General features: G+C 42.4%; 25 protein-coding genes and 1 tRNA gene. 15 read left to right on the top strand and 11 right to left on the bottom strand.

The annotated features are described in order from the left end of the window. Positions 1–31 precede the first annotated feature (31 nt). Positions 32–117, bottom strand: a tRNA-Leu gene (locus M301_RS04290). Positions 118–309: 192 nt separating this feature from the next. Beyond that, positions 310–2,160: a TolC family outer membrane protein gene (locus M301_RS04285; RefSeq protein ID WP_013147530.1), complete on the bottom strand. Its 1,851-nt coding sequence runs from the start codon at positions 2,158–2,160 to the stop codon at positions 310–312. A gap of 578 nt (positions 2,161–2,738) precedes the next feature. Between M301_RS04285 and M301_RS04280 the strand changes: the two genes are divergently transcribed. The 8 genes from M301_RS04280 to M301_RS04245 all read left to right on the top strand — a co-directional run bounded on the left by M301_RS04280 (position 2,739) and on the right by M301_RS04245 (position 12,675). Continuing rightward, positions 2,739–4,622, top strand: coding sequence for a potassium transporter Kup (locus M301_RS04280; RefSeq protein WP_013147529.1), 1,884 nt, complete (start codon positions 2,739–2,741; stop codon positions 4,620–4,622). 113 nt (positions 4,623–4,735) lie between these two features. Further along, positions 4,736–5,560, top strand: coding sequence for a M48 family metallopeptidase (locus M301_RS04275; protein ID WP_013147528.1), 825 nt, complete (start codon positions 4,736–4,738; stop codon positions 5,558–5,560). Between the two features lie 145 nt (positions 5,561–5,705). Beyond that, complete coding sequence (gene dapD, locus M301_RS04270) at positions 5,706–6,533, top strand: 2,3,4,5-tetrahydropyridine-2,6-dicarboxylate N-succinyltransferase (RefSeq protein ID WP_013147527.1); 828 nt, start codon at positions 5,706–5,708, stop codon at positions 6,531–6,533. A 229-nt stretch (positions 6,534–6,762) separates the two neighbouring features. Then, positions 6,763–8,895 (top strand): bifunctional diguanylate cyclase/phosphodiesterase, encoded by a 2,133-nt coding sequence (locus M301_RS04265; protein WP_013147526.1) that lies wholly within the window; start codon positions 6,763–6,765, stop codon positions 8,893–8,895. Positions 8,896–9,075: 180 nt separating this feature from the next. After that, the gene (locus M301_RS04260; RefSeq protein ID WP_013147525.1) at positions 9,076–9,420 is read left to right on the top strand and encodes an ArsC family reductase; all 345 of its coding nucleotides are present in this window, start codon (positions 9,076–9,078) and stop codon (positions 9,418–9,420) included. Next, positions 9,417–10,574: a succinyl-diaminopimelate desuccinylase gene (dapE, locus tag M301_RS04255; protein ID WP_013147524.1), complete on the top strand. Its 1,158-nt coding sequence runs from the start codon at positions 9,417–9,419 to the stop codon at positions 10,572–10,574. The genes M301_RS04260 and dapE overlap by 4 nt, the downstream gene beginning before the upstream one ends. 8 nt (positions 10,575–10,582) lie before the next feature. Further along, entirely contained in the window at positions 10,583–11,488 is a 906-nt protein-coding gene (prmB, locus tag M301_RS04250; protein ID WP_013147523.1) for a 50S ribosomal protein L3 N(5)-glutamine methyltransferase, read from the top strand. Between the two features lie 8 nt (positions 11,489–11,496). Continuing rightward, complete coding sequence (locus tag M301_RS04245) at positions 11,497–12,675, top strand: methyltransferase (RefSeq protein ID WP_013147522.1); 1,179 nt, start codon at positions 11,497–11,499, stop codon at positions 12,673–12,675. Between the two features lie 125 nt (positions 12,676–12,800). Here M301_RS04245 and M301_RS04240 read toward each other — a convergent pair whose 3' ends face one another. The 8 genes from M301_RS04240 to M301_RS04205 form a co-directional block, all read right to left on the bottom strand. Then, entirely contained in the window at positions 12,801–13,925 is a 1,125-nt protein-coding gene (locus M301_RS04240; RefSeq protein ID WP_013147521.1) for a pseudouridine synthase, read from the bottom strand. A 121-nt stretch (positions 13,926–14,046) separates the two neighbouring features. Further along, entirely contained in the window at positions 14,047–14,598 is a 552-nt protein-coding gene (gene scpB / locus M301_RS04235; protein ID WP_013147520.1) for an SMC-Scp complex subunit ScpB, read from the bottom strand. Positions 14,599–14,607: 9 nt separating this feature from the next. Further along, positions 14,608–15,393 carry a segregation and condensation protein A gene (locus tag M301_RS04230; RefSeq protein ID WP_013147519.1) on the bottom strand — a complete coding sequence of 262 codons (786 nt, stop codon included), beginning with the start codon at positions 15,391–15,393 and terminating at the stop codon, positions 14,608–14,610. Positions 15,394–15,398: 5 nt separating this feature from the next. After that, positions 15,399–15,731, bottom strand: a complete 333-nt coding sequence (locus tag M301_RS04225; protein ID WP_013147518.1) for a DMT family transporter — start codon at positions 15,729–15,731, stop codon at positions 15,399–15,401. 21 nt (positions 15,732–15,752) lie between these two features. Beyond that, complete coding sequence (locus M301_RS04220) at positions 15,753–16,955, bottom strand: tryptophan--tRNA ligase (RefSeq protein ID WP_013147517.1); 1,203 nt, start codon at positions 16,953–16,955, stop codon at positions 15,753–15,755. Positions 16,956–17,016: 61 nt separating this feature from the next. Next, on the bottom strand, positions 17,017–17,655 hold the full coding sequence (locus M301_RS04215; protein ID WP_013147516.1) for a site-2 protease family protein: 639 nt from the start codon (positions 17,653–17,655) through the stop codon (positions 17,017–17,019). 67 nt (positions 17,656–17,722) lie between these two features. Next, positions 17,723–18,346, bottom strand: coding sequence for an L-threonylcarbamoyladenylate synthase (locus tag M301_RS04210; RefSeq protein ID WP_013147515.1), 624 nt, complete (start codon positions 18,344–18,346; stop codon positions 17,723–17,725). A 19-nt stretch (positions 18,347–18,365) separates the two neighbouring features. After that, positions 18,366–19,265 carry a 3',5'-nucleoside bisphosphate phosphatase gene (locus M301_RS04205; protein ID WP_013147514.1) on the bottom strand — a complete coding sequence of 300 codons (900 nt, stop codon included), beginning with the start codon at positions 19,263–19,265 and terminating at the stop codon, positions 18,366–18,368. A 188-nt stretch (positions 19,266–19,453) separates the two neighbouring features. On the opposite strand from M301_RS04205, the gene M301_RS04200 reads away from it, so the two are divergent. From M301_RS04200 to feoB, 6 genes are all read left to right on the top strand, one after another. Next, positions 19,454–20,023, top strand: coding sequence for a septation protein A (locus tag M301_RS04200; RefSeq protein WP_013147513.1), 570 nt, complete (start codon positions 19,454–19,456; stop codon positions 20,021–20,023). Then, positions 20,023–20,325, top strand: a complete 303-nt coding sequence (locus M301_RS04195) for a YciI family protein (protein ID WP_013147512.1) — start codon at positions 20,023–20,025, stop codon at positions 20,323–20,325. The genes M301_RS04200 and M301_RS04195 overlap by 1 nt, the downstream gene beginning before the upstream one ends. A gap of 62 nt (positions 20,326–20,387) precedes the next feature. Then, positions 20,388–20,648, top strand: a complete 261-nt coding sequence (locus M301_RS04190) for a BolA family protein (RefSeq protein ID WP_013147511.1) — start codon at positions 20,388–20,390, stop codon at positions 20,646–20,648. A gap of 33 nt (positions 20,649–20,681) precedes the next feature. Then, a complete protein-coding gene (locus tag M301_RS04185) occupies positions 20,682–21,470 on the top strand; it encodes a peptidylprolyl isomerase (RefSeq protein ID WP_013147510.1) in 789 nt (262 codons plus the stop codon). Between the two features lie 190 nt (positions 21,471–21,660). After that, positions 21,661–21,891 (top strand): FeoA family protein, encoded by a 231-nt coding sequence (locus M301_RS04180; protein WP_013147509.1) that lies wholly within the window; start codon positions 21,661–21,663, stop codon positions 21,889–21,891. A gap of 63 nt (positions 21,892–21,954) precedes the next feature. Further along, positions 21,955–23,745 carry a ferrous iron transport protein B gene (gene feoB / locus M301_RS04175; protein WP_013147508.1) on the top strand — a complete coding sequence of 597 codons (1,791 nt, stop codon included), beginning with the start codon at positions 21,955–21,957 and terminating at the stop codon, positions 23,743–23,745. A gap of 37 nt (positions 23,746–23,782) precedes the next feature. Here feoB and M301_RS04170 read toward each other — a convergent pair whose 3' ends face one another. After that, positions 23,783–24,640 carry a DUF3034 family protein gene (locus tag M301_RS04170; RefSeq protein ID WP_013147507.1) on the bottom strand — a complete coding sequence of 286 codons (858 nt, stop codon included), beginning with the start codon at positions 24,638–24,640 and terminating at the stop codon, positions 23,783–23,785. Between the two features lie 195 nt (positions 24,641–24,835). On the opposite strand from M301_RS04170, the gene M301_RS04165 reads away from it, so the two are divergent. Then, positions 24,836–25,321: a group I truncated hemoglobin gene (locus tag M301_RS04165; protein ID WP_013147506.1), complete on the top strand. Its 486-nt coding sequence runs from the start codon at positions 24,836–24,838 to the stop codon at positions 25,319–25,321. Positions 25,322–25,338 lie beyond the last annotated feature (17 nt).

Genomic DNA, 25,338 nt, shown 5'->3' with positions numbered 1-25,338 from the left:
AAACCCCACTGTAGATACAGTGGGGTTGAATTGGTGCCCGGAGCCGGAGTCGAACCGGCACACCCATAAGGCGAGAGATTTTAAGTCTCTTGTGTCTACCAATTTCACCACCCGGGCAGATGGAAGGTCTACATCAAATTACGGAGCGTATTCTAACACTGTAGTACGCATTTTTCTAAGCGAAAAATAAGTTTTTTTGCAGTAAATCGAAAAATATTTATACTTTTTTGCTTTACTTTTTAATAAATCAAAAAAAGGAAGCCTAGGCTTCCTTTTTTATTTACTTTAAAGATTAATTACTATGCAAACTTATTTTTTCTGTTCGCGCACTAGTTCTACACGGCGATTAACCAAGTTGCCCTCTTTAGGATCATTCTCAGCGATAGGCTTGCTATAACCGTAACCTTTAGCCGATAAACGTTTAGCATCTATACCTTTTTTAACGATATAGTCCATCACCGCTTTAGCACGCTTTTCAGATAGACGTTGATTGTAATCCGCTTTCGATGTGTCTCTTTGGTCGGTATGGCCACCAACTTCAACATTTGAATCGCCCCACTCTTTCAAAGTATTAATCGCATTATCTAATACAGGATAGGAAATTTCTTTAATTTTTGCGCTGTTAGTTTCAAACTGTACGTCTGGTACGACCTTATTAGCCATGGGCTTCACTTCGACTTTTGCTGGCTCTACTGCCGACACAACTGGCTTAGCTATAGATATAGTCGAACTCAGTGGTTTTGCATCAGCCAATAGCGCTGCTTTATCTACAGTCTCCTGAACTGGCGCCACAGCTTGACATATATTTTCATCATCCATATAGCTTTCGCGCTTGTACTCAGGCAAACCACCGCGAGCCGCGCCGATTTTATTCAGCAATTCACCTTGACCCGCATATGTTCTTGCATAGGCGGTTTGAATATCATATTCAACATTTGCCAATGCCCGTCTGGCTTGAAAGTACTCATTCTCGGTATCCAACAAATCCAACAAAGTACGCTGACCAATATCGAATTGCTTACGATAAGCTTCGCGTGCATTCTCAATAGAGTTTTTATGCTCGGTACGATATTTTTCTTGCTCTTTTAGCTGCTGAATGTCGTTATAAGCAATCACTACAAGTTGACGAGTATCCACACAGGCTTTATCGCGCAAATCTTTAGAGTTATTGAGCTTTTCTGCTGTTTGTTTAATGGCATTTCGATCTGAAAAGCCATTAAACAAATTGAAGTTCATGGTCAGTTCAAGCAAGTCAGCTGCGTTTGAACTGAATCTGCCATCATTGCTAACCCCTAAATTCTTACGTGCTTGTAAGTCCAACTTGGGGTAATAACGTGACTCTCTTGTTTTAATCTCATCTTTGCTAGCTTGAATGTCTTCAATCGTTGAAAGTAAATCTGGATTTTGATTGTATGCAACTTTTAAGGCTTCTGCTGAGGTTGGCTCTACCCCTGCATTAAAAAATGTAGGTGCTTCTAATGTTTCTGGTGGGAGCTCGCCGTATAGACGCTGCATACGCGCGGTCACATCATGAAGGTTAGTTGTTTCAGTCAGCAAGTTAGCTTCCGCTAAAGCTAAACGTCCTGCGGCTTGCTCTAAATCGACTTTACGAGCAACGCCAGCGTTTACACGCTCTTGAATACGGTCAAATAATTGCTTATGTATCACGTAGTTTTCTTTTGCATATTGGCTTAACTCGCGATAACGATTAGCATCAATGTAAGCGCGCATGAATTCTAGCGTAGTATTTTGCATCGCACTTTGCAACTCATAATAACGTACACGGTTTGCATGACCAAGACGTTTAACCTCATTACTTGTAGCAAAACCGTCAAAAATCATTTGACGCAAAACTAACTCATTGTTTGAGCGAGGGATATTTGTACCGTCACCTAGCTTGATGAGCTCTTCTTGCTTTCTATAAGTAGAGACGATATCAGCTTTTGGCAGGAAATTACCGTGAGCTACATCTTGCTCGAAACCTGACTCTAAAAAGCGGTGATACCGGGATTGCACTTCTGGATTTGCAGTAATGGTTTTCTCAACCATATCTTTTAATGAGACCAGCGGCTCAGCAGCGAGCGTAGTGTTGCTTGTAAACCCACCTAGGCAAGAAACCAATGCTAAAGTAATTAGTTTATAGCTGAAATTGTTATTCAAAATTTATTCCCATAGTTTTCATTAAGCATTCATAAAGTTGAGAAGTGTGAAACAGAGTCAACGATTTAAATATATTAACCAGATACGTCATTACCAACGCGGCAAGCACAACAAGCAACATCCATACCAAGCTTAAATTCTACCTAAAAACAGGAATTCTGTATTACAGGGAAAAATGTACGAATAACTAATCGTATATTACCTTTTAAGTCTGGCGACATAATACATACCCATGCCCACAAAATCAACAAGCGCTTGTTTTATCTGTATATTTTCAACGAGTATTAACAATAGTTTACAATCTAAAGTGCCTTTAAGGCGGCACTTACCGCTTACGGCATGCATCTAAATATGCTTACAAATTACTTGCTTACTTCCATTTAAAACCAACAGTAAATCACACAAGAAAATTGTCACCATTCACAACACAACTGTTTAATATCAGGCAACTAAATAAAGCACTTACGACTAATCATTAGTGAACCTGATTTTTTTAATCAGTATTTAATTAAAAAACGATTGGTTTAGTATTTAAGTTGGTTGATAATAGTGTTCTTCTCTAACTAACCGTCATTTTAATGTCATCTCCTACTGGCAGTAAAACAAAGCTCCCCGCACTTACCTTAGCCGCACTTGGCGTAGTATTCGGTGATATCGGTACAAGCCCTTTATACACAATTAAAGAAGTGTTCTCCGTCGGTACTCACCCTGTACCGCTCACCGAGGCTAATATGTATGGCATATTATCGCTGATTGTTTGGGCACTCATCATGGTAGTGTCTGTCAAATACGTTGCATTCATTATGCGAGCAGATAACCGTGGTGAAGGCGGCATTATGGCTTTACTTGCCTTAGCCAGCCACAACGCAGGCAGTAACCTCAAGAAGCAACATACCATCATGTTGCTGGGCATTTTAGGCGCATGTATGTTTTATGCGGATGGTATGATTACCCCCGCTATTTCAGTGCTATCTGCGGTTGAAGGGCTTGAACTTGCGGCGCCGATACTGCATCCCCTCATACTACCGATTACATTAGTGGTACTTTTTGTTTTATTTTGGGCACAAAGTAAAGGCACTGCATTAGTCGGCGCTTTTTTTGGCCCGATCATGCTGCTGTGGTTTGGTACTTTAGGTTTTCTAGGCATACAAAGTATCATGCAAAACCCAAGCATTCTGCATGCGTTAAACCCAATATATGCTGTTCACTTTTTCACAGTAAGCCCGTGGATTGCCTTTGTAGCACTTGGTGCTGTAGTGTTGGCAGTGACTGGGGCGGAAGCTTTATATGCAGATATGGGGCATTTCGGACGCTTCCCTATTCGCCTTGCTTGGTTTGGCTTCGTTTTACCCGCTTTAATTTTAAATTACTTTGGACAAGGCGCACTTATACTGCAACACCCAGAATCCGTTAAGAATCCATTCTATTTACTTGCACCTGAATGGATGCTGTTCCCACTGATTATATTAGCCACACTTGCCGCGGTCATTGCCTCACAAGCTGTGATTACTGGCGCATTCTCCGTCTCTCGGCAAGCCTTGCAATTAGGCTATTTACCACGCATGCATGTTGAACACACCTCAGAAAGTCAAGAAGGCCAAATTTATATGCCTCGCGTCAGTTGGGGCCTAATGGCCGCGGTGATGGGATTGGTATTAACTTTTAAATCGTCAGGTAATCTTGCGGCTGCTTATGGTATTGCAGTGACTGGCGACATGGTCATTACCACCTTGTTAGCAGGGATTGTGTTTCATAACCTTTGGGGATGGAGCAAATTACGCACAGGCTTGTTAGTGGCGATGTTCCTCACAGTGGATGTTGCATTTTTCAGTGCAAACGTTCTGAAAATCCCTGATGGCGGCTGGGTACCACTCGCCATTGGTATAGTCATTTTCACATTGATGCTCACTTGGAAAACAGGTCGCACCATCGTATACACAAGACTTAAAAACGAAGCCATGGCTTTAGACCCTTTTATTGAAGCGATTGGCGCACACCCTCCAACACGAGTGCCCGGCACCGCATTATTTATGACGCCAAACCCGGATGGGGTACCACATGCCATGCTGCACAATTTAAAACACAACAAAGTATTACACGAGAAAATGGTAATACTCACCGTTAAATTTTTAGACTACCCCCACACTTCTGAAGAGGAACGCGTGCAGCTAGAAGTGCTCCCACATGAGTTCTACAGAGTAACAGTAAAATACGGCTTTAAAGATGAGCCGGATTTACCGCGCGACTTGCAACTTTGTACCGAAAAAGGTTTGGTATTAGATGAAATGGACACTTCATTCTTTATTGGCAAAGAAATTCTGATTGCCAGTGGAAAATCTGGTATGTCTTTCTGGCGCAAGAAAATATTCATTGGCTTATTTAGAAGTGCTGAAACCATTACCAACCAATTCAAGCTACCTCCTAATCGCGTGATTGAACTAGGGTCGCAGTTAAAAATTTAACAATAATTGACGGTTTATATTCAACCTTATATTGCACTCATACGTTAGACTCAGTATTGGTTCTCAAAAACTTCCGCTATAAGCATTATAATTTTTAGAATTTAGGAACAATCATGAAAAAACTGACCCTCATTTTACTGACAGCAATTTTATTACAGCTTAACGGTTGCGCAACCACCACTAAAGATAGTGTATCTGGTGTAAACCGCTCGCAGTTCATGTTGCTGCCCGCATCGCAAGTCGTTGCTATGTCTAGCCAATCTTATACACAAACCTTACAAGAATCTCAAAAGAAAAACACGCTCAACACTGACAAAGCACAGCTAGAACGTGTACGCAACATTTCAAATAGACTGATTGCACAAGTCGGCGTATTTAGGCCAGATGCCGTGCAATGGAAATGGGAAGTCAACGTTGATAAAAGTGACCAAGTGAACGCATATTGCATGCCAGGTGGAAAAATCATGGTACTCACGGGTTTAATCGACCAGCTAAAAGCCACTGATGACGAACTAGGTGCGGTCATCGGCCATGAAATAGCGCATGCACTGCGCGAGCATGGTCGTGAGCGCATGTCTCAAGCTTATGTGCAACAATTTGGCCTGCAAGCATTAGGCGCAATCTTAACTAATGGCACCAGTGCTACCGTTGGCAATGCCTCTATGCAGGCTGCTAGTGTTGGTTCACAGTTATTCTTCGCTTTACCTAACAGTCGCCTACAAGAAACTGAAGCGGATCGAATTGGGCTTGAACTATCTGCTCGCGCAGGCTACAACCCTGATGCAGCAATCACACTATGGCAAAAAATGGGTAAATTAAGCGCTAATAAACCATCAGAATTCTTTAGTACTCACCCATCTGATAGCACTCGCATTGCCGAGCTACAGAAATTGGTACCAAAAGTAAAACCACTATACGAAGCAGCTAAGAAAAGATAAGCAAGTCTAGCCAAAGAATAGCTAGCTAGAAGTTAATTCAAGCGCATATCGGATATTAAATATCTGATATGCGCTTTGTTTTTGGCGAAAGCTCACTTTAGGTTAAAATAACGCTTTTATTAAATCAACTATCTCTGAGAGCATTATGGATCCACGTCAAAGTATTATCGAAGCGGCCTTTGAAGACCGCGCTAATATCAACCCTAGCAATGCATCTGCTGAAATTAAAGCAACTGTCGCTTCTTTAATTGCAGATTTAGATGCCGGCAAGCTACGTGTTGCTTCTCGTATTGGCGATAGCCAAAACTGGGAAACTCACCAATGGCTGAAAAAAGCTGTATTGCTCTCATTCCGCCTAGAAGATAACACTTTGTTAGATGGCGGCTGCACTAAATACTACGACAAAGTACCTCCAAAATTTGCTAATTACACTGAAGAAGATTTCAAAGCTGGTGGTTTCCGTGTCGTGCCAAATGCAATGGTGCGTCGTGGTTCATTCATTGGTAAAAATGCAGTGTTACTGCCTTCCTACGTCAACATCGGCGCTTACGTTGGCGAGGGTACAATGGTAGATACATGGGCAACAGTAGGTTCATGTGCACAAATCGGTAAGAACGTACATTTAAGCGGTGGCGTTGGTATTGGTGGCGTATTAGAGCCAATTCAAGCTGGTCCAACGATTATTGGTGACAACTGCTTTATCGGCGCACGCTCTGAAGTCGTTGAGGGCGTGATTGTAGAAGATAACTGTGTGATTTCTATGGGTGTTTACATCGGTCAATCAACCAAAATCTACGACCGCGAAACAGGTACGGTCACTTATGGTCGCATCCCCTCTGGTTCAGTGGTTGTTTCAGGTAACTTACCTTCAAAAGATGGTAGCTATAGTCTTTATTGCGCAGTGATTGTTAAAAAAGTGGACGAGAAAACACTGGGCAAAGTTGGCATTAACGAATTATTACGTGGTATTTAGCTACACTGTATTTAATGCCTAGTTGGCATGCACAGTTGTCATAATTTCGACAGTTACATATTCTTAACAGTTACTAACACTTAACTAACACCGTTGTATTATTAGGCTGCAAGTAAGCTCTCATAAGCTTCTGCAGCCTTTTTCACATCTATAGAAACAGAATTTTTAGTATGGCATAGACATTGCAATAACTCATTTAACTAACTTTAGAGGCATTTTCTAACTCTGTATGAGCTTAGATAATCCAGTCACAATGAGTCATTACAATATAAAATTAATCGTGCTTTCTATGCTACTGGGCTATTTTGCGGTATTACTTACCTTCAATCTAGTCGGCAAGCTATATAAATCACAAGTTAATGACAAAAAAAGCTTACTGGTGTATAGCAGCATCACCGTCGGCTCTAGTTTGTGGGTAATTCATTTTATTGATGTGCTGGCCTTTCCAGTCATTAAATCCACAGGCTTCACAGTAATCTATTTAGCACTCGCTTGGCTTGCTGCGCTTTTATTCTCAGCAATCGTATTACATATCTCAAGCCAAAAAACACTCCCAGCCAACACACTGATTATTGGTGGATTGATTGCCAGCATTTCTGCTTATACCATTTTCTACTTCAGCATAGCCTCAATGGAGATTCAGCCTGCTGTCACATTTACCCCATTGATTAGCTCAATTGCGCTCATTACCACTTTCTCGGTCACCTTACTCAGCATCCTTATATTCTTTTGGATTAAAAACTACTCTGGCAAGTATCAATTACTAACCAAATCTATTTTTGCAGTTTTAACCTCATTAGCAATCACTGGTGTACATCTAGTGTATATGGCATCGATTGAAGTTCCGCTAAATGCCTATAGTGTTACAAACGCACAACTTGATAGCACGTTATTAGGCGTGACTATTGCACTAGGTCTAATTTGTTTATTCTTGGCAGGGTTCATTGTGGCTATTTTTTATGATAAGTTTGGCTACGATACATTTAAATTCAATCCATTAAAAAGCGAAAACGCTCAAGAGACAAGTCGCCTAGCCTTGGTCGATACATTAACGCAGTTACCTAATCGCAGAGCTTTGATGCAACACTTAGAAGCTGCCACTAGAAGATGTGATAGAAATGGCGCTAGCTTAGCGGTGGCTTTTATAGATGTTGATAACTTTAAGCAAATCAACGACACTTTGGGTCACCAAGTTGGCGATCTAGCCTTACAAAAGGTCGCTAGAAGATTAGTCACAGCAGTACGCGGCTGCGACGAAGTGGCACGAATTGGTGGTGATGAGTTTATCGCCATTATTGAAGAAGTCGATTCATATGAAGACTGCATCACAGTGATTGAGCGCATGGTGAGCGCAGTGCGCGAATCATGCACTATCAATCACTCTGAAGTACACCTCTCAATTTCCGCTGGCGTCGCAATTTACCCTAAAGACGGGAACATTCAACAGCTCATTAGCGCTGCCGATACCGCTATGTATCGCGCTAAAAAAGATGGGAAAAATCAATATCGCTTTTTTGATAGTGAAATCGCATCTGCAGCAGATCATCTGCTTGAAATGCAGCATGATTTAAAAAATGCCTTAGCGAATGATGAGCTAACACTTCACTACCAAATTAAAATTGATAGCATCACCAGAGAACCCGTAGGTGCAGAAGCGCTATTACGCTGGAATCATCCAGTAAAAGGTTTATTGTACCCAGGTGACTTCATGCTTGCGGCAGATAGGTTTGGCCTAAGTTATGCGATTAGTGACTGGGTGATTGAAGAAAGTTGCCGCACATTGCAACAATTAACAAGCTTAAGTATTCCATTCAATATTTCAGTCAATATATCGCATCAGCAAATGATCAATGCAAACTTAGTCAGCAATATCAATGCCATGCTAAGTAGATATGATTTGCCTAAAACAAGCTTAATCATTGAAATGACTGAATCTACAGCACTCAAGAATCAAGCGATATTCAACAATCAACTCGCGCGTTTTAAAGAAGCTGGCATCAAAGTCACGCTTGATGACTTTGGTACATATTCGTCCAGCTTAACGAATCTTCAAAAATGGCAAGTCAGCGAATTAAAGCTTGATCCAACATTTATTGAAGATATAGAAACAAATAATAGAACACGTGGCGTGATTCAAGCAGTGATTGAACTTGCCCATGCATTAGATTTAAATGTCGTCGCTGAAGGCATTGAAACTGAAGGTCAGCGCGTACTATTAGCGGACCTAGGCTGTGATGAGATGCAGGGCTATTTTATCTCCCGCCCACTTCCTGAAGAGCGTCTAATCAGCTTGCTAAAAAACTTAGACCTTAACTTTACTGAAAACGGTCAATTGTTTTTTAAAGAACTCAACGAAACCTAGCATCGTATAGAGCAGGCTTGATTCATTAGCATTCAACGCTATATTTAAATGCGAAATTCAAACCTACGCATCTAGATTATGCCAACTTATCAGCACAATCTCTGCACTTTGGGTTATTTCTCTGGCGTATTGCTGTAAAATGCGTTTTTAATATAAAACGTTTATTTTAAACACTATTCTATGCAGCTATTTGGCATCCCTAACTGTAATACTGTAAAAAAAGCCCGCGATTGGCTTACCGCGCACAACATTGCTTACGAGTTTCATGACTTTAAAAAGAATGGTGTGACTCAGTCTCTACTTGAAACTTGGTTAAACCAACAACCTTGGGAGAAGCTAGTTAACCGCGCAGGTATGACATGGCGTAACTTATCAGACGCTGAAAAAACTGCGATCATCGATGCGCCATCAGCAATCAAATTAATGTTAGAAAAATCTTCTGTTATCAAGCGACCAGTACTAGTGAAAGATGGAAAAATCATTTGCTTAGGTTTTACTGAAGCTGTTTATAAAGAATTACTATGACAAATCCAGCCACACATAGCAAAACTCTCAGTCTAGCCATTAACTTGCTTACGCGCCGCTCTAATACACCTGAAGATGCGGGTTGCCAAGAGCTGATGATTTCGCACTTGGAACCACTTGGCTTTAAAATCGAGCGTATGCGCTTCGGTAATGTAGATAACTTGTATGCCAGACGTGGTACAACTGGTCCGTTGTTAGTGTTTGCAGGCCATACCGATGTTGTACCTACAGGTCCGCTGGATAAATGGCATACACATCCATTTGAGCCGACCATCAAAGATGGCATGCTCTACGCGCGTGGCGCGGCAGATATGAAGACTTCACTGGCAGCGTTCATTACCAGTATTGAAGAGTTTATCGCTGAAAACCCAAATCATACTGGTTCGATTGGCCTGCTGATTACTTCTGATGAAGAAGGCGTGGCAGTGGATGGCACAGTGAAAGTAGTTGAAGCACTTAAAGCACGTGGTGAGTTGATAGATTATTGTATCGTTGGCGAGCCGACTAGCAATAAAGTCGTTGGCGATATGATTAAAAATGGTCGCCGTGGCTCACTTTCTGGCAAGCTCACCGTTAAGGGCATACAAGGCCACATTGCTTACCCGCATTTAGTGAAAAATCCGATTCACCTAGTAGCACCTGCCATTAAAGATATGGTTGAAACCGTTTGGGATAACGGCAACGAATACTTCCCACCTACTTCATGGCAAATCTCCAACATGAACGGCGGCACTGGCGCGACCAATGTCGTGCCTGGCGAAGTAGAAATTCTATTCAACTTCAGATTTTGTCCAGAACTTAACAATCAAGGCAGTACTGAGGCTAACTTAAAATCTCGCGTACACGCCATTTTAGATGGTCATCAACTCAACTATGATTTGGAGTGGGAATATTCACCACCTTACATCACACCACGCGGCAATTTGGTTGAGGCGATTACGGAAGCTATTGAGCAAGCTTACGGCGTAACGCCTGAACTATCGACTACTGGCGGCACCTCAGATGGTCGTTTTATCGCAGATATTTGCAAGCAAGTTATTGAGTTCGGCCCACTCAACGCAACGATACACAAACTCAACGAATGCGTAGGCGTGGCGGATATTGAGCCACTAAAAGAAACCTATAAATTAACACTACAGAAATTACTAAAATAAAGAACGTCATGGCAAACAATACACAAATTTCGGCTACTAGTGAGCTATTTACCATCCGCGACTGGATACGTTACGCTGTAAGCCAATTCGAAGCTTCTGACGTGTTTTACGGTCACGGCACTGATAACGCTTACGATGAAGCTGTGTGGCTCATCATGAGTGGCTTGCATCTACCTATGGATACGCTCAACAACTTTTTAGACGCACGCATCACTGCGGACGAACGCATCAAACTAGCTCACTTTATCGAAAAGCGCATTACCAAGCACACGCCCACGGCTTACCTCTTAAAAGAAGCATGGCTACAAGGTTTGAAATTCTATGTAGATGAACGCGTGTTGATTCCTCGCTCATTCATTGCTGAACTGTTAGCTGACGGCTTAAGCTCGTGGATTGAGTTTCCTGAAATGGTCGAGAGCGCTGCCGACATCTGTACTGGCAGCGGTTGCTTAGGCATATTGCTCGCCAGCGTGTTTCCAAATGCAGAAATTGATGTGATTGATATTTCGCAGGATGCCATTGATGTTGCTAATATCAATATTGCAAACTACAGCCTACAAGAGCAAGTCACGGCGATTAAGTCTGATATGTTCACGGCGCTCAAAGGCAAAAAGTACGATTTAATCATCAGCAATCCACCTTACGTAGATGCGCCATCCATGGCAGCATTGCCACAGGAATATCAGAACGAGCCACAGCTAGCACTGGGTAGCGGTGATGCGGGTTTAGACCACACGCACACCATTCTGCGTGAAGCCGCAAACTACTTAAATGATGGCGGCATATTGATTGTTGAAATCGGCCACAATCGTGAGGCGCTAGAAGCCGCATACCCAAACATTATATTTAACTGGCTAGAAGTTTCGTCAGGTAACGAATTTGTATTTTTACTCACCAAGTCACAGCTTATATAGGCATTATTTTGAACACACAAACAACCAAGCCAACCATTGACAGTCCAGCCGTTAACAACACCATTAGCTGGCAAGAAGCCAACAAAACCAAAACAGGTACTTGGCATTCTGAAAATGCTGCGCCAGTGCCTAAACGCGTTCAAATTGCTGACGACACCACTAAAGCCGATGATGCTTACAAGCTTTGCTGCGAAGGTACTGCCTTGCTTTGGCGCGGTGATTTTCAAAATGCCAAAATGCTGTTACAAGCACTTTCACGTCGTATAGACCGACCAGGTAAAAAGCCGAAAAAGCCAGCAGAATCCATGCTGGAAGCATTTCATTTGCATCGCCAAGCGCAGTCACAAAAAGCGCGTATTTTAGGCATGTTAGTGATTGAGTTAAACGTAGGCTACAACATCAGTTTACGCCGTGCACCTGATGTAAAAGCTGCTTGTGAGCATGCTTACGGTAAAAGTACGCATTCTATTGTGGTGTCTTTACGTGAGATTTTGGGCTTAGTTGGCGCTTATGAATGGAGCAAAAATGGTGTCGATATCCCAGTCATCAACAATAAAATATTCCCAAGCTACGGTGTATTCTCACCAATTCGCGGCGAATATTTAGACTTAGTTGACGTCACACCGTTGCCAATTCCATGCAACTTGGCTTTTGACATTGGTACTGGTACGGGCGTGTTAGCGGCTATTTTAGCGAATCGCGGCATTACTAATATCATTGCCACAGACAACTCGCACCGCGCTTTGGATTGCGCATTGAAAAACGTCAATCTGCTAGGCTTAAAAAACAATGTGAAATTGGTAGAAGCGAATTTATTCCCAAGCGCAGAATATGGCAAAGCAGATTTAATCGTCTGCAACCCGCCGTGGTTACCTGCGCACCCTAGTTCTGCGCTAGAGTCTGCGATTTACGATGAAAAAAGTAAAATGCTAAAAGGCTTTCTAAATGGCTTAAATGCGCACTTAAATACCAATGGTGAAGGCTGGTTGATTCTTTCTAACTTTGCTGAACTTTTAGGCCTAAGAACACGCGAAGAATTGCTAGGCTGGATTGACGAAGCTGGCTTAAAAGTCATCGAAAGAACTGATACCAAAGCAAGACATGGCAAGACACTTGATGCTACCGATCCTTTACATGCAGCTCGCAAAGCTGAAGTAACCTCATTGTGGCGCTTAGCTAAAACTTAAACCTAGGGCTTAAACTTAGGGCTTAAATCTAGGTTAGTATAAAACTAGATTGGTATAAAAAAAGGGGTGATTCTAAACTTTAGAATCACCCTTTTAAGATTTTCTGATGTGAGACTTAGCTCTAATTAACCGCGACCACGATTTCTATCGCTTTTCTTTTGCATGCCTGCTTTTTGAGCATCTGGCGCAGGTAAATCGCTGGTTTGTCTAACTCTACGATTCTCACTTTTTCTCGGTGCTGGCTTTTTCGGCGCTTCTTTACGCGCAACACTAGGTTTTTTGCTATAAGGTTCGCCATCTGTACGTGGCACGCGATCTAACGCGCTAATGCGTTGCTTACGCACTTTAGGCATAAACACGGTTGTGGCTTTCAGCTTTTCACGCTGTGTAAGCTGTCTTAACGGTGCGCTTGGTACAGGTAAATCTGCCCATTCTAGCAAGCCAACCACTTCTTTTTGTTCAAGCTTCAACATGGTACCGCGTTTAACGCGTGGAGGTAGATTCACTGGGCCAAAGCGTACGCGCATCAAGCGACTCACGGGCAATTGAAATGCTTCAAACAAACGGCGCACTTCTCGATTACGGCCTTCTCGCAGAATAACTTGGTACCAGTGATTTGCACCTTCACCACCTTGCGCACTAATGCTATCAAAGTTCGCTGGGCCATCCTCTAGCTCGATACCTTCTTTAAGCTGCGTCATTTGGCCTTCGGTCAACTCACCAAAAATACGCACTGCATATTCACGCTCAACTTCGTAACGTGGATGCATAAAACGGTTTGCCAACTCGCCTGACGTAGTAAATATCAGTAAACCGCTGGTATTCATATCCAAACGACCGATGGCAATCCATTTACCATTTTTCACTTTTGGCAATTTATCAAACACGCTCGCACGACCTTCAGGGTCATCTTGACTGACGATTTCACCTTCAGGTTTATGGTAAATCAATACTTGCGGCAATTCAGCTATAAATGGCAGTTTGACTGGGCGGCTATCTAAGCGCACTGTATCAAATTGCGTCACACCTTGACCTTGTGTTGCTGGCGCACCATTCACAGTAACGCGACCGCTAGAAATGAGCGTTTCCATATCACGGCGTGAGCCTAAACCAGCCAGCGCCAATAACTTATGTAAGCGTTGCGTTGGTTCTGGTGGGGCGTTGGGGTCTGCGTCTAATTTAGTAAAATTAGTTTTAGGGCGACGAGGAGTCGCTTGCGGGTCGCGTTGCGTTTTAAAAGGACGTGCCATATTGATAAACTATTGATTGCAAAAGCGCATTTTACCGCAGTTAGTGGAAATCGCCTCAGATTAAATCGGCTAGTTTAAAAATCAGTTTTAAAATAGCTACAAAATTCAGTCGGAAAGCTTATTATAAATCCAGCTGCGTTTCAGTTTTCACAAAATCTTCCATTGCCGGCAGCTCAGCAAGCGACTTCAAATTAAGGTCATCTAAAAAATGCTTTGTCGTTGCGTACAATGAAGGGCGACCAGGCACTTCGCGCTGCCCCACCACATCTACCCAATCACGCTCTTGTAACTGGCGCATCACATTAGGATTTACAGCCACGCCGCGAATCTCTTCAATGTCGCCGCGCGTCACAGGCTGTCTATAGGCAATAATCGCCAATGTTTCCATGACAGCTCGTGAGTATTTCGATTGTTTTTCTGGATTTAGTCGCGCTAAAAAAGGAGTGTACTCGGCGCGTGCTTGAAAGCGATAACCCGTTGCAACCTGCACCAATTCCATGGTGCGCGCATCCCAATCTTGCTTGAGTTCATCCAGAAGCATACGCAATGTGGCGCGCTCCATACGGTCTGCAAACAACTTTTGCATATCATCTAGGCTTAGCGGCTGTGTTGAAGTGAGTAAAGCCACTTCTAACACTTGTTTCTTCTGCGTAATATTTTCTGGTTCGTTCATGACACTAAGTTATTCGCGAGAATTTAACTGCACATAAATCGGCGAAAAAGGCGCTTGTTGTGTCATACGTAGCAAGCCTTCACGCGCTAACTCTAAAATTGCCAAAAAACAAACCACCAGTTTTGGAATGCCATCTTTCGCCACATCAAATAATTGCGAGAACTCTAAAAAATTATCCACTTTTAATCGACGTAAAATAATACTCATGTGTTCGCGTACAGAAAGCTCTGCTTTACCGACTTTATGATGCTTAAAGTGGCTGGCTCGCTTTAACACATTGCGCCAAGCTTCTGTTAAATCATCCAAACTCACTTCAGGTGGTTTCACATCACTCATGTGCTGATAATAGGCACTGGCAACGGCAATATCCTCGCCTACTTTCGGCATTTCATCAAGGCGCTGCGCAGCGAGCTTAATCGCCTCATATTCCATTAAGCGGCGCACCAACTCTGCTCTAGGGTCATCCTCAGACTCGATCTCGGCAGGTTTAGGTAACAACATGCGTGATTTAATCTCAATCAACATCGCTGACATCAGCAAATAATCACCCGCCAACTCCAGCTTGATTGCCTTCATTTTTTCTACATACTCCATGTACTGGCGCGTTAAATCAGCCATGGGAATATCCAAAATATCAAGATTATGCTTACGGATTAAATACAGGAGTAAATCGAGTGGGCCCTCAAAGGCATCTAAATAAACCTCTAGTGCATCTGGCGGAATATAGAGGTCATGAGGAACTTGGGTAAAAGCTTCACCGTGAATGCGCGCATCTAAAGTGAGCTGAGTTTGCATGAGACTCAATGCCCTACAGTTTTCGAAAATACGTTAATAATGATGACACCGGCAATAATAAAAGCTAAGCCTATCATTGCTGGCATATCTAAGGTCTGCCGAAAGACCAGCCATCCCAACACTGAAATCAGCACAATCCCCATGCCAGACCAAATAGCATACATAATGCCAACAGGCAGTACGCGCATACTAATTGACATGAAATAAAATGCCGTGCCATAACCGACCACTACAATTAATGACGGTATCAGTCGAGTAAACTCGTTTGAGGCTTTGAGCGCCGTTGTTCCTATCACTTCTGCAATTATTGCGATTGCAAGCGCTAACCAATGACTCATCTAAGCCCCAATTGTGTTTACTTAAGAATAATTCAAGCCCATCGCATCGCGTACATCACGCATGGTTTCACGCGCCAGTTTACGGGCTTTTTCACAACCTTCAGCGACGATGTTTTTAACTAGGGTAGGATCTTCAGCGTATTGCGCAGCACGTTCTTGAATTGGTTTCAGTTCAGCTAACACGCCATCAATCACAGGGCCTTTACATTCTATACAGCCAATACTTGCGCTTTTACAACCTGCTTGTACCCACTCTTGCGTGGACGTGTTTGAATAGATTTCATGTAACTGCCAAACTGGACATTTTGCTGGGTCACCCGGATCTGTGCGGCGAACGCGCGCTGGGTCTGTCGGCATGGTTTTGATTTTTTTCGCGACCACATCCGCTGGTTCACGCAATGAAATGGTGTTGTTATAAGACTTGGACATTTTCTGTCCGTCTAAACCTGGCATTTTTGAAGCTGGCGTGAGTTTGTACTCAGGCTCAAGCAGAATCATCTTGCCACCGCCTTCTAAGTAGCCCAACAGGCGCTCTTTATCGCCCATGCTCATGCCTTGTTGCTCTTCAATCAATGAGCGAGCGGCATCCAGAGCTTCTTCATCACCGCTTTGTTGATAGGCATTGCGCATTTCTTCATACAAAGCACTGCGCTTGCTGCCTAGTTTTTTGATTGCTGCTTCGGCTTTTTCTTCAAAGCCTTTTTCTTTACCGTAAATGTGGTTAAAGCGACGTGCGATTTCACGCGTGAATTCAATGTGAGGAATCTGGTCTTCACCTACAGGTACTTGAGTCGCTTTATAAATCAAGATATCCGCACTTTGTAATAGCGGATAGCCCAAGAAGCCATAGGTAGATAAGTCTTTACTTGAAAGCTTCTCTTGTTGATCTTTGTAAGTCGGCACACGCTCTAACCAGCTCAATGGCGTAATCATGCTTAACAAAGTATGTAATTCGGCATGCTCTGGCACACGTGATTGTATAAAAATCGTGGCGTTGGCAGGGTCTACGCCAGCAGCCAGCCAATCAATCACCATTTCCCACACGCTTTCTTCAATAATCTCGGGGGTATCGTAATGGGTAGTAAGTGCGTGCCAATCAGCCACAAAAAACAAGCATTCATGCTCGTGCTGGAGTTTAATCCAATTTTTAAGTACGCCGTTGTAATGCCCTAAATGCAAATTACCCGTTGGGCGCATACCTGATAAAACGCGTTCGATTGCCATGTGCGATAAAACCTTAAAATAAATACTAGAGTTAGAATTAGCCGTTATTATACAAACAAGCTTAGCCAAATAAGCTAATTATTAGCGCATAAACCGCATTTATGAATGGGTCCAAAATTTTATTAAGGATGCCTGAGAACATCAACGCGATTAAAATCAAGAAGCCAAAACGTTCAATTTGTGCAAACTTAATCGCATAAGGCATAGGTAGCAAGCTCACCGCAATGCGCCCGCCATCTAAAGGTGGCAATGGCAGTAGATTTAATACCATCAAAACAATATTAATACTGATGCCCGCTTTAGCCATTTCAACTAGCGGTAACGAAATTGCTTCTGGCGCGCCCATAGCAAACTTAATCACAAATACCCAGAATATAGCCATTAGAAAATTGGATGCAGGCCCAGCCGCAGCAACCCATAGCATATCCTTTTTAGGATTACGCAAACGGCTAAAGTCAACTGGCACAGGCTTTGCCCAGCCAAAGAGTATGCCGCCTAAAAGTATGGTCATCGCCGGCAATAAAATCGTGCCGAACAAGTCTATATGTTTTAAAGGGTTTAAGGTGATGCGGCCGGCCTTGTAAGCCGTCATATCGCCAAAGTACTTAGCCGCGTAGCCATGCGCTGCCTCATGCACAGTAATTGCGAATATGATAGGCGGTGCATAAATAACTATTTTTTGTATCAGTGATAATTCCATTAATGACTCTTTATTAAAATCCTGCGTTAATTATCTATAACTTTTCATTATTAAAAGCAATTGTGCTTTAAAGCCCAAATGGAGCTAAATCGCCTAACCCCTCACGTATCAACTCGGGCGCATCTCCCGTCAAGTTAATCACAGAAGTCGCCCCTGCCACACAATGCCCCACATCAATGACCAAATCTACGACATGCTCTAGTTTATCGCGAATTTCCCAAGCTTCACTAAGCACTGAATCTTCGTCTGGAATATACAATGTCATGCTGAGTAAGGGCGCATCAATCTCTTCTAATATCGCTTGTACAACGGCATGGTCTGGTACGCGTAATCCTACGGTATTACGTTTTGGATGTTGCAGCTTACGCGGCACTTCACGCGTCGCGTTTAAGATAAAGGTATAAGCGCCAGGCGTATTGGCTTTTAGCAAACGAAACTGACTATTACTCACAACCGCGTAATTGCCTAGCTCACTTAAGTTACGGCAAAGCAGAGTAAAAAGATGTTTGTCATCCACGCCGCGAATCTGACGTATACGCGTTTGCGCATCTCCGTGACCAAGCATGCAGCCCAGCGCATAGCCTGAGTCTGTTGGATAAGCAATTACGCCACCATCCCGCAGAATCTCAGCCGTATGCACAATCAGGCGGTGCTGAGGATTCTCTAAATTAATGTTAAACAGTTGAGACATGATATTGTAGATATTGCTTTCAAATGAGCTCTGCAGCAGTTTCAGTGGTATTAATTTTCGTTAGATTCGTACTCGTCAGCAAAGCCTCAGGCCAATCTTGCCAAATGGGTACGCAGTTACTTGGTAACGCTGGCAAACGCCCCATTTCCATAAAACTGACGCCTTTGCCGTGATAATCCGTTCCCACTGAAGATTTCAAGCTAAACATCTGCGCATACTTTGCAAACTCAACATAATGTGCACCTGTATGGCTGCCTGTCACCACTTCAATCGCGGTACCGCCCAATGCGCGAAACTCTTCTAACAATAACAACATATTGGTGCGGCCTAAATCATATCGACCTGGGTGTGCCAGCACCGCAACACCGCCGCTATCGACAATCCAACCAATAGCTTCCTCTAAACTCGCCCACTGATGTTCAAAATATCCAGGTTTACCTTTGACTAAATATTTCTTAAATACGGACTTATTGTCTTTTGAAACTCCGTTTTCGACTAAAAATCTTGCAAAATGTATGCGGCCTATGATGCCATCGTTCACGTATTGATAGGCGCCTTCTAGACTGCCCGTGATGCCAACTTTATCTAAACCTGCCGCCATGCCCTCAGCTCGCGTATGACGCCCTGCGCGAAGTGCTGCCAAACCTGCTTTCAAGGCAGGATACTCAGGATTGATTTTCAAACCGACGATATGAATCGTACGCTTTTTCCAAGTGACTGAAATTTCTACGCCATTGATAAAATGTAAACCCCAACGTTTTGCCTCTTCTGCCGCAACCGCCAAACCACCTGTATCATCATGGTCAGTTAAGGCCAATACATCAACGCCCTGCTTTGCCGCATACGCAACCAGCTCAACAGGACTTAACATGCCATCTGAGACGGTGGTGTGGGAATGCAGATCAAAAGTGAGTGGCATAAACGCTATACTTAGAAGTTAGGCTTAAAAAATGATGATGAATAAAAAATACTTGAAAATTAAACCTTGTGGCATAACATCAATCATAGCAAAATAACGACTTACGCTAAAGCGTTGTTAATCATTGATTTTTTCAACGTCATTACAATTTACACAAGCACCTCTTAGAAAGCGACTCGCCTAAAGCCATGAATAAGTTTTTATTCGACATGTTTCCCGTTATTTTGTTTTTTATCGCGTTCAAGTTTTTTGGCATCTTCACGGCAACAGCGGTCACCATTGCCGCCACGATTGCACAAATTATTTACAGCAAAATTCGCTATGGAAAAGTTGAAAAAATGCTCATCGTGAGTGGTGCCATTATCGGCATACTGGGTAGCATTACCTTGCTGTTACATGACAAAACTTACATCATGATGAAGCCTACTGCGCTGTATTGGGTGCTTGCAGCCACATTACTAATATCTAATTTATTTTTTAAGAAGAATTTGATTCAGCAAATGATGGCTAATCTGATTGATGCGCCTACAGCTATCTGGAATAAGCTCAACTTGGTATGGGTGGCTTTTTTAGTGCTATTGGGGTTTTTAAATTTGTATGTAGCTTTTAACTATACTGAAAATGCTTGGGTCAATTTCAAATTATTTGGTGTGACTGGCATCATGTTTGCATTCTTCATCGCACAAACCTTAGCGTTAAGAAAGTATCTGGTAGCGCCGGTTGATGAAGAAAAACAAGATAAAAGTGAGACAAAATAATGTGGTATGCAATCATGGCGGAAGATACGCCCAATAGCTTAGACAAGCGTTTAATCGCCAGACCTGAGCATTTAAAGCGTTTACACACCCTCCAAGAAGCAGGCAGATTGTTGCTTGCAGGTCCATTTCCGGCCATTGATAGCACAGATCCAGGGCCAGCAGGCTTTACCGGTAGCTTGATTGTGGCAGAGTTCTCTAACCTTCAAGAAGCGACAGAATGGGCCAATAATGATCCGTTTGTCATCTCAAAGGTATATAAGAACGTTATAGTCAAACCTTTTAGAAAAACTTTGCCGAGTTAATTGTAGTCAAAACTTCACTCATAACCACTATCTTCGCACACAGCAAAATAAAACCCTCATATATGACTTTAGTTGAAGAAATCACCAGCCGCTTACAATCACTAGCCCCTAGCACTTTGCAAATAGAGGATGAAAGCGCCATGCATGCCGGGCACGCAGGCAATACTGGCGGTGGTCATTTTAAACTTAAAATAACAAGCTCGCATTTTTCTGAAAAATCACAGATAATGCGTCATCGCATTATTTATCAGGCACTTGCCGAACTTATTCCTAGTAAAATTCACGCTCTGAGCATACATGCTCTGGCGCCAGATGAACTTTAACTCCCTACTATTTCTAACCATGAGGATTTTCGCATGAAATTTACCCAAACCTTAATCGCAGTTGCTATCCTTTCATTAGCACCAGCAGCATTTGCTGCGGACGCTGTAGCAACAGTTAATGGTAAACAAATCAAACAATCTGTTTATGATTACATTGCTAAAGACGCTGCTTCACGCGGCCAAAAAGTTGACGATCAAGTTAAACAAGCCATTACGAACAAATTGATAGACTCAGAACTTGTCTACCAAGAAGCCCAAAAACTAGGTCTTGATAAGCAAGCTGATTACGTTGCACGTGAAGAGCTTTCACGCCGCGAACTACTTACTTCAGCATACTTGCAAGATTTTGTGAAGAAAAACCCAATTTCAGATGCTGATACTAAAGCCGCTTACGAACAATACAAAAAAGCTTACGGCGATAAAGAATATAGCGCACGTCATATATTGGTAAAAACTGAAGCTGAAGCTAAAGATATTATTGCGCAGTTAGGCAAAGGCGCTGACTTTGCTAAACTTGCTAAAGAAAAATCAATGGATCCTGGCTCTAAAGAAAAAGGCGGCGACCTAGGCTGGTTCTCACCAGCAACTATGGTTAAACCATTCAGCGATGCAGTTGCTGGCCTACAAAAAGGTGCAGTTTCTGCCACACCAGCACAAACTCAATTCGGCTGGCATGTGATTAAATTAGTTGATACACGTAGCGCACAACCATTGCCTTATGACAAAGTAAAAGATGGTTTACAAAAAAACCTTCAACAACGTAATCTAGAAAAAATGATGTCTGATTTGCGCACTAAAGCCAAAATAGATATTTCAAAATAATTTATTATTCATTGAATTAGCAGCATTAAAAAAGGCTCATCATGAGCCTTTTTTAATATGTGAGTGCTTAACTGTTGCAACTCTGTTAGCTTTTAGCCTATTGCAGATTATTACTTTTAGAAATGCACATCATTATAGAATTATGCGATAATAAGAATTATTATCATTTGTAATTTATTCTCACTGATTAATGCAACTGCTCTCACAATTAAAAATAGGTCAAAACGCGATCATTACCGCGATTGAAGCGGATGAATATTTATTTCATCGGCTTTCAGCGCTGGGCTTTCGTGTAGGCAAACCGCTCAGCATTATCCGCCGCGCTAATTTCAATGGTCCACTTCATGTACGCCTTGGTACTACCGATGTGATTTTGCGTGATGCCGAGGCTACCCGCATACGAATCAACGCCGAAATTTAATCTATATTACTACCCTATAGAATAAGCCAACCCATTCACTTTTTGCGCCAACAATAAACACTCATGAAACGTATTGCACTATTAGGCATGCCCAACACGGGGAAATCTACCCTGTTCAATCGTATTAGTGGCGCTTCTGCACGCGTTGGCAATTGGCCTGGAATCACTGTTGATTTAATGAGTGCAAAGATTTTGATTGGCGGGCATATTGCCGAATTAATTGATTTACCTGGCATTTATGATTTACATGGCTTTTCAGAAGATGAGCAAGTTGTCAGACGCTTTCTTTCAAATAATGCGGTAGACCTAATCATTGTGCTATTGAATAGCTCACAGATAGATCGTCAGCTTTCATTAGTGCTGCAGATTAAAAAGCTCAATATTCCATCTGTGCTTGCTTTGAACATGGCAGATGAAGCCAAACAATCTGGCATTACCATTGATACTGAAAGCTTGGCTAACGATTTGCACATACCAGTGTTATCCATTAGCGCAAAATATGGTGATGGTTTGCCAAAAGCTTTGCAGGCAGCCACACAGATTATCAATCAGAATCAAACAGCGACCGACCCAAAAGTCATAAGCCAACTGCTACAAGAAGACCATCAAATCGAACATGAGATGGAAAGTTTAATTCAACATCATGTGCAAATTCCAACGACATTTACGGATAATACTACCGACAAGATCGATAAGATTTTGCTGCATAAATGGTTTGGTTTGCCAATATTTTTTGTTGCGATGTTTATATTATTTCAGTTTATTTTCACCGTTGGCAAGCCGCTACAAGATGGACTGGCATGGGCTTTAAGCTTATTTAGATCAGGCTTATTGGAACCAATATTCGCCTCAAGTCCCGCATGGTTTAGTGGTTTGATGTTAGATGGTGTTTATAACGGCGTAGCTACAGTAGCTGCATTTGTGCCCATCATTGTTTTATTCTTTTTAGTCATGTCTATGGTCGAAGATAGCGGTTATCTATCACGCGCGGCATTTCTTATGGACTCACTCATGGCAAAGATGGGCCTAGACGGTCGTGGCTTTGTAATGATGCTCATGGGCTTTGGTTGCAACGTACCGGCATTGATGGGTACACGCATCATGCGCTCCCGCCCGATGCGCTTACTAACGATGTTGGTGATTCCATTGTCATTATGTTCGGCGCGGCTACAAGTGTTTATTTTCATCATCACGGCGTTGTTTACAGCAAAACATGCACCGCTGGTTTTATTCACACTTTACGTGATGAGCTTTTTAACGATGTTTTTAACCGCCATTCTTTTTCAAGGGCAGTATAAGAACACCGAGCCATTTATTCTTGAATTACCGCCCTATCGCTTCCCCACATTACGCCAAATCATATTAAGGGGCTGGCATGAGGTAAAGCACTTTTTAGTACGCGCCAGCAAGTTTATTGTGATTGGTGTCGTGCTGGTTTGGGCACTGACTAACTTCCCAAGTAACGTCCCACCAGCCAGCGCAGGTACTTATGCAGGCCAAATTGGCGCATTATTTGCACCAATCTTAGATCCACTCGGTATTAACAACCAGCTAGCGATTGCGTTAATCTTTGGCTTTGTCGCTAAAGAAATCGTTGTTGGCGCGCTTGCAGTGATTTACGGTATGCAGGGCGATGCGCTCATGGTGCATATGGCAACGCAAATTGATTGGGTACAGGCCATGAGCTTTATGCTGTTCACGCTAATATATACGCCATGCTTATCGACCATTGCCACGCTTAGAAGTGAAGCTAAAAGTAGCGCGTTTATGTGGCTGTCAATTGCTTGGTCGCTAGGATTAGCTTGGGTGGTGAGCTTTGTGTTTTATCAGGGTGCGCGCTGGCTAGGTTATTGATTACTCGCGCGGCTTAAACTTCACAGATTATGATGGCCTAATATGATATTTGCCCAGATAAATACCATGCCTTTTGATTGTCTTTATCTGCAATGTTACCTAAATCAACATACGCAGCCGTGACTGATAAATTCCTCACAGGAAACCAAGTCACAAATAAGTCCTTAGCATCATCTTCTTTAGGCCCACTTAAATTGTCTGGCTTAGCTCTATACTCCGTACCAAGCAAAATATTATCAGTGAGCATTAGCGCTAAAGAAACCGCTGGCTCTAAACGATAGCCATCGTGTTTATCTCCACCAAAACCTAGTATGCCAAACTGATTCGCTTCCGTTACAAGTAGGGTCGCATTCAGTAGAACATTTCGGCCGTTAATCGCGGCTAAATAAAGCTTGGTTGCGGATACATAAACGTCAACACTTGATGACTTTTTAGCACCAAGTGACTTAGGGACAAAAGAAAAATCTTCATTATGCTTAATTTGTATGCCTGCAGCGATTTGCGGAACCCAGTTATCCTGATCATAAATCGCATCACCTAGAACCCTTACTTTTACGCCTAGCGAATCCAATCTGATAGATTCACCAGGTACGGTATTGCTTAAACCAAACTTTTGCTGGCTTAGTGACACTTCAACTCTGTTGTATAGGCCAATACTCACTCCGCCACTACTCAGCTCAAAGCCACCATTAGTTCTTAGCTCAGTATAGTATGCCGATGCGCCAATTTGTGTGTCTGTGCCATATCCGCTAATAAGTGCCCAAGGATTGAGTCCGCCGCCTGCAGAACCTTCAATTTGAGTAACACCACCAGTTGCGAGTAAGCGGTCTCCCGCAAAGCTTGGTACAACATAAAGCAATAAATTAAAAATACATAAAGTAATGATATTTTTCATGTGCGCAGGTGTTTCTCAAATAAATTGAATTTCTAGTTAAAGTGTAGACTTTAAGCTTTCTTTATTGTCAAAATTATACAAGTGATATTGCTAGACTCAATATCCGATTAGCTCATACTTCCTAGCTTTATTCACCGATTAAACTTAACTAGCAAGATATATAATGAATTACTGTTTAATACTTTGTGGTTGATAATGAAACTGACGACATATAAATTCTTTGTGATGGCTTTATTTACATTATTTAGCTTATTGGGATGCTCTCAATTAGCGACTAAACCTAATTCAGATAAACCTAGCTTAGAACAGTCAAAGGCTAATACTGAGGATAGCTTATTTAATAGAATGGGCGGTTTACCCACGATTAAAATAGTAGTGTCTGAAACTATAGATGAAGTTTCAAGCAACCCTAAAACCTCTAGATCATTTAAAGATATAAAACTCCCGAAACTTAAAGAGAGTGTTGTCAGTCAAATTTGCAAACTGACTGGCGGCGGCTGTGAATACGATGGCGAAACAATGTTAAATTCGCATAAAGATGCAAAGATATCAACCGCAGAGTTTGAGTTATTTGTCGCGGTATTTCGTGAATCTCTAAGTAGGCACACCAATACCCGCGAGAAAAATGAGCTTCTGAAAATATTGGCACCAATGAAACGCGATATCGTCAGTTATCAATAAATTTAATAATAGGATAA

The sequence above is a fragment of the Methylotenera versatilis 301 genome, assembly GCF_000093025.1.
Taxonomy (GTDB): domain Bacteria; phylum Pseudomonadota; class Gammaproteobacteria; order Burkholderiales; family Methylophilaceae; genus Methylotenera; species Methylotenera versatilis.
Note: the sequence above shows the minus strand (reverse complement) of the source record. Positions and strands in the feature narration are given on the sequence as shown.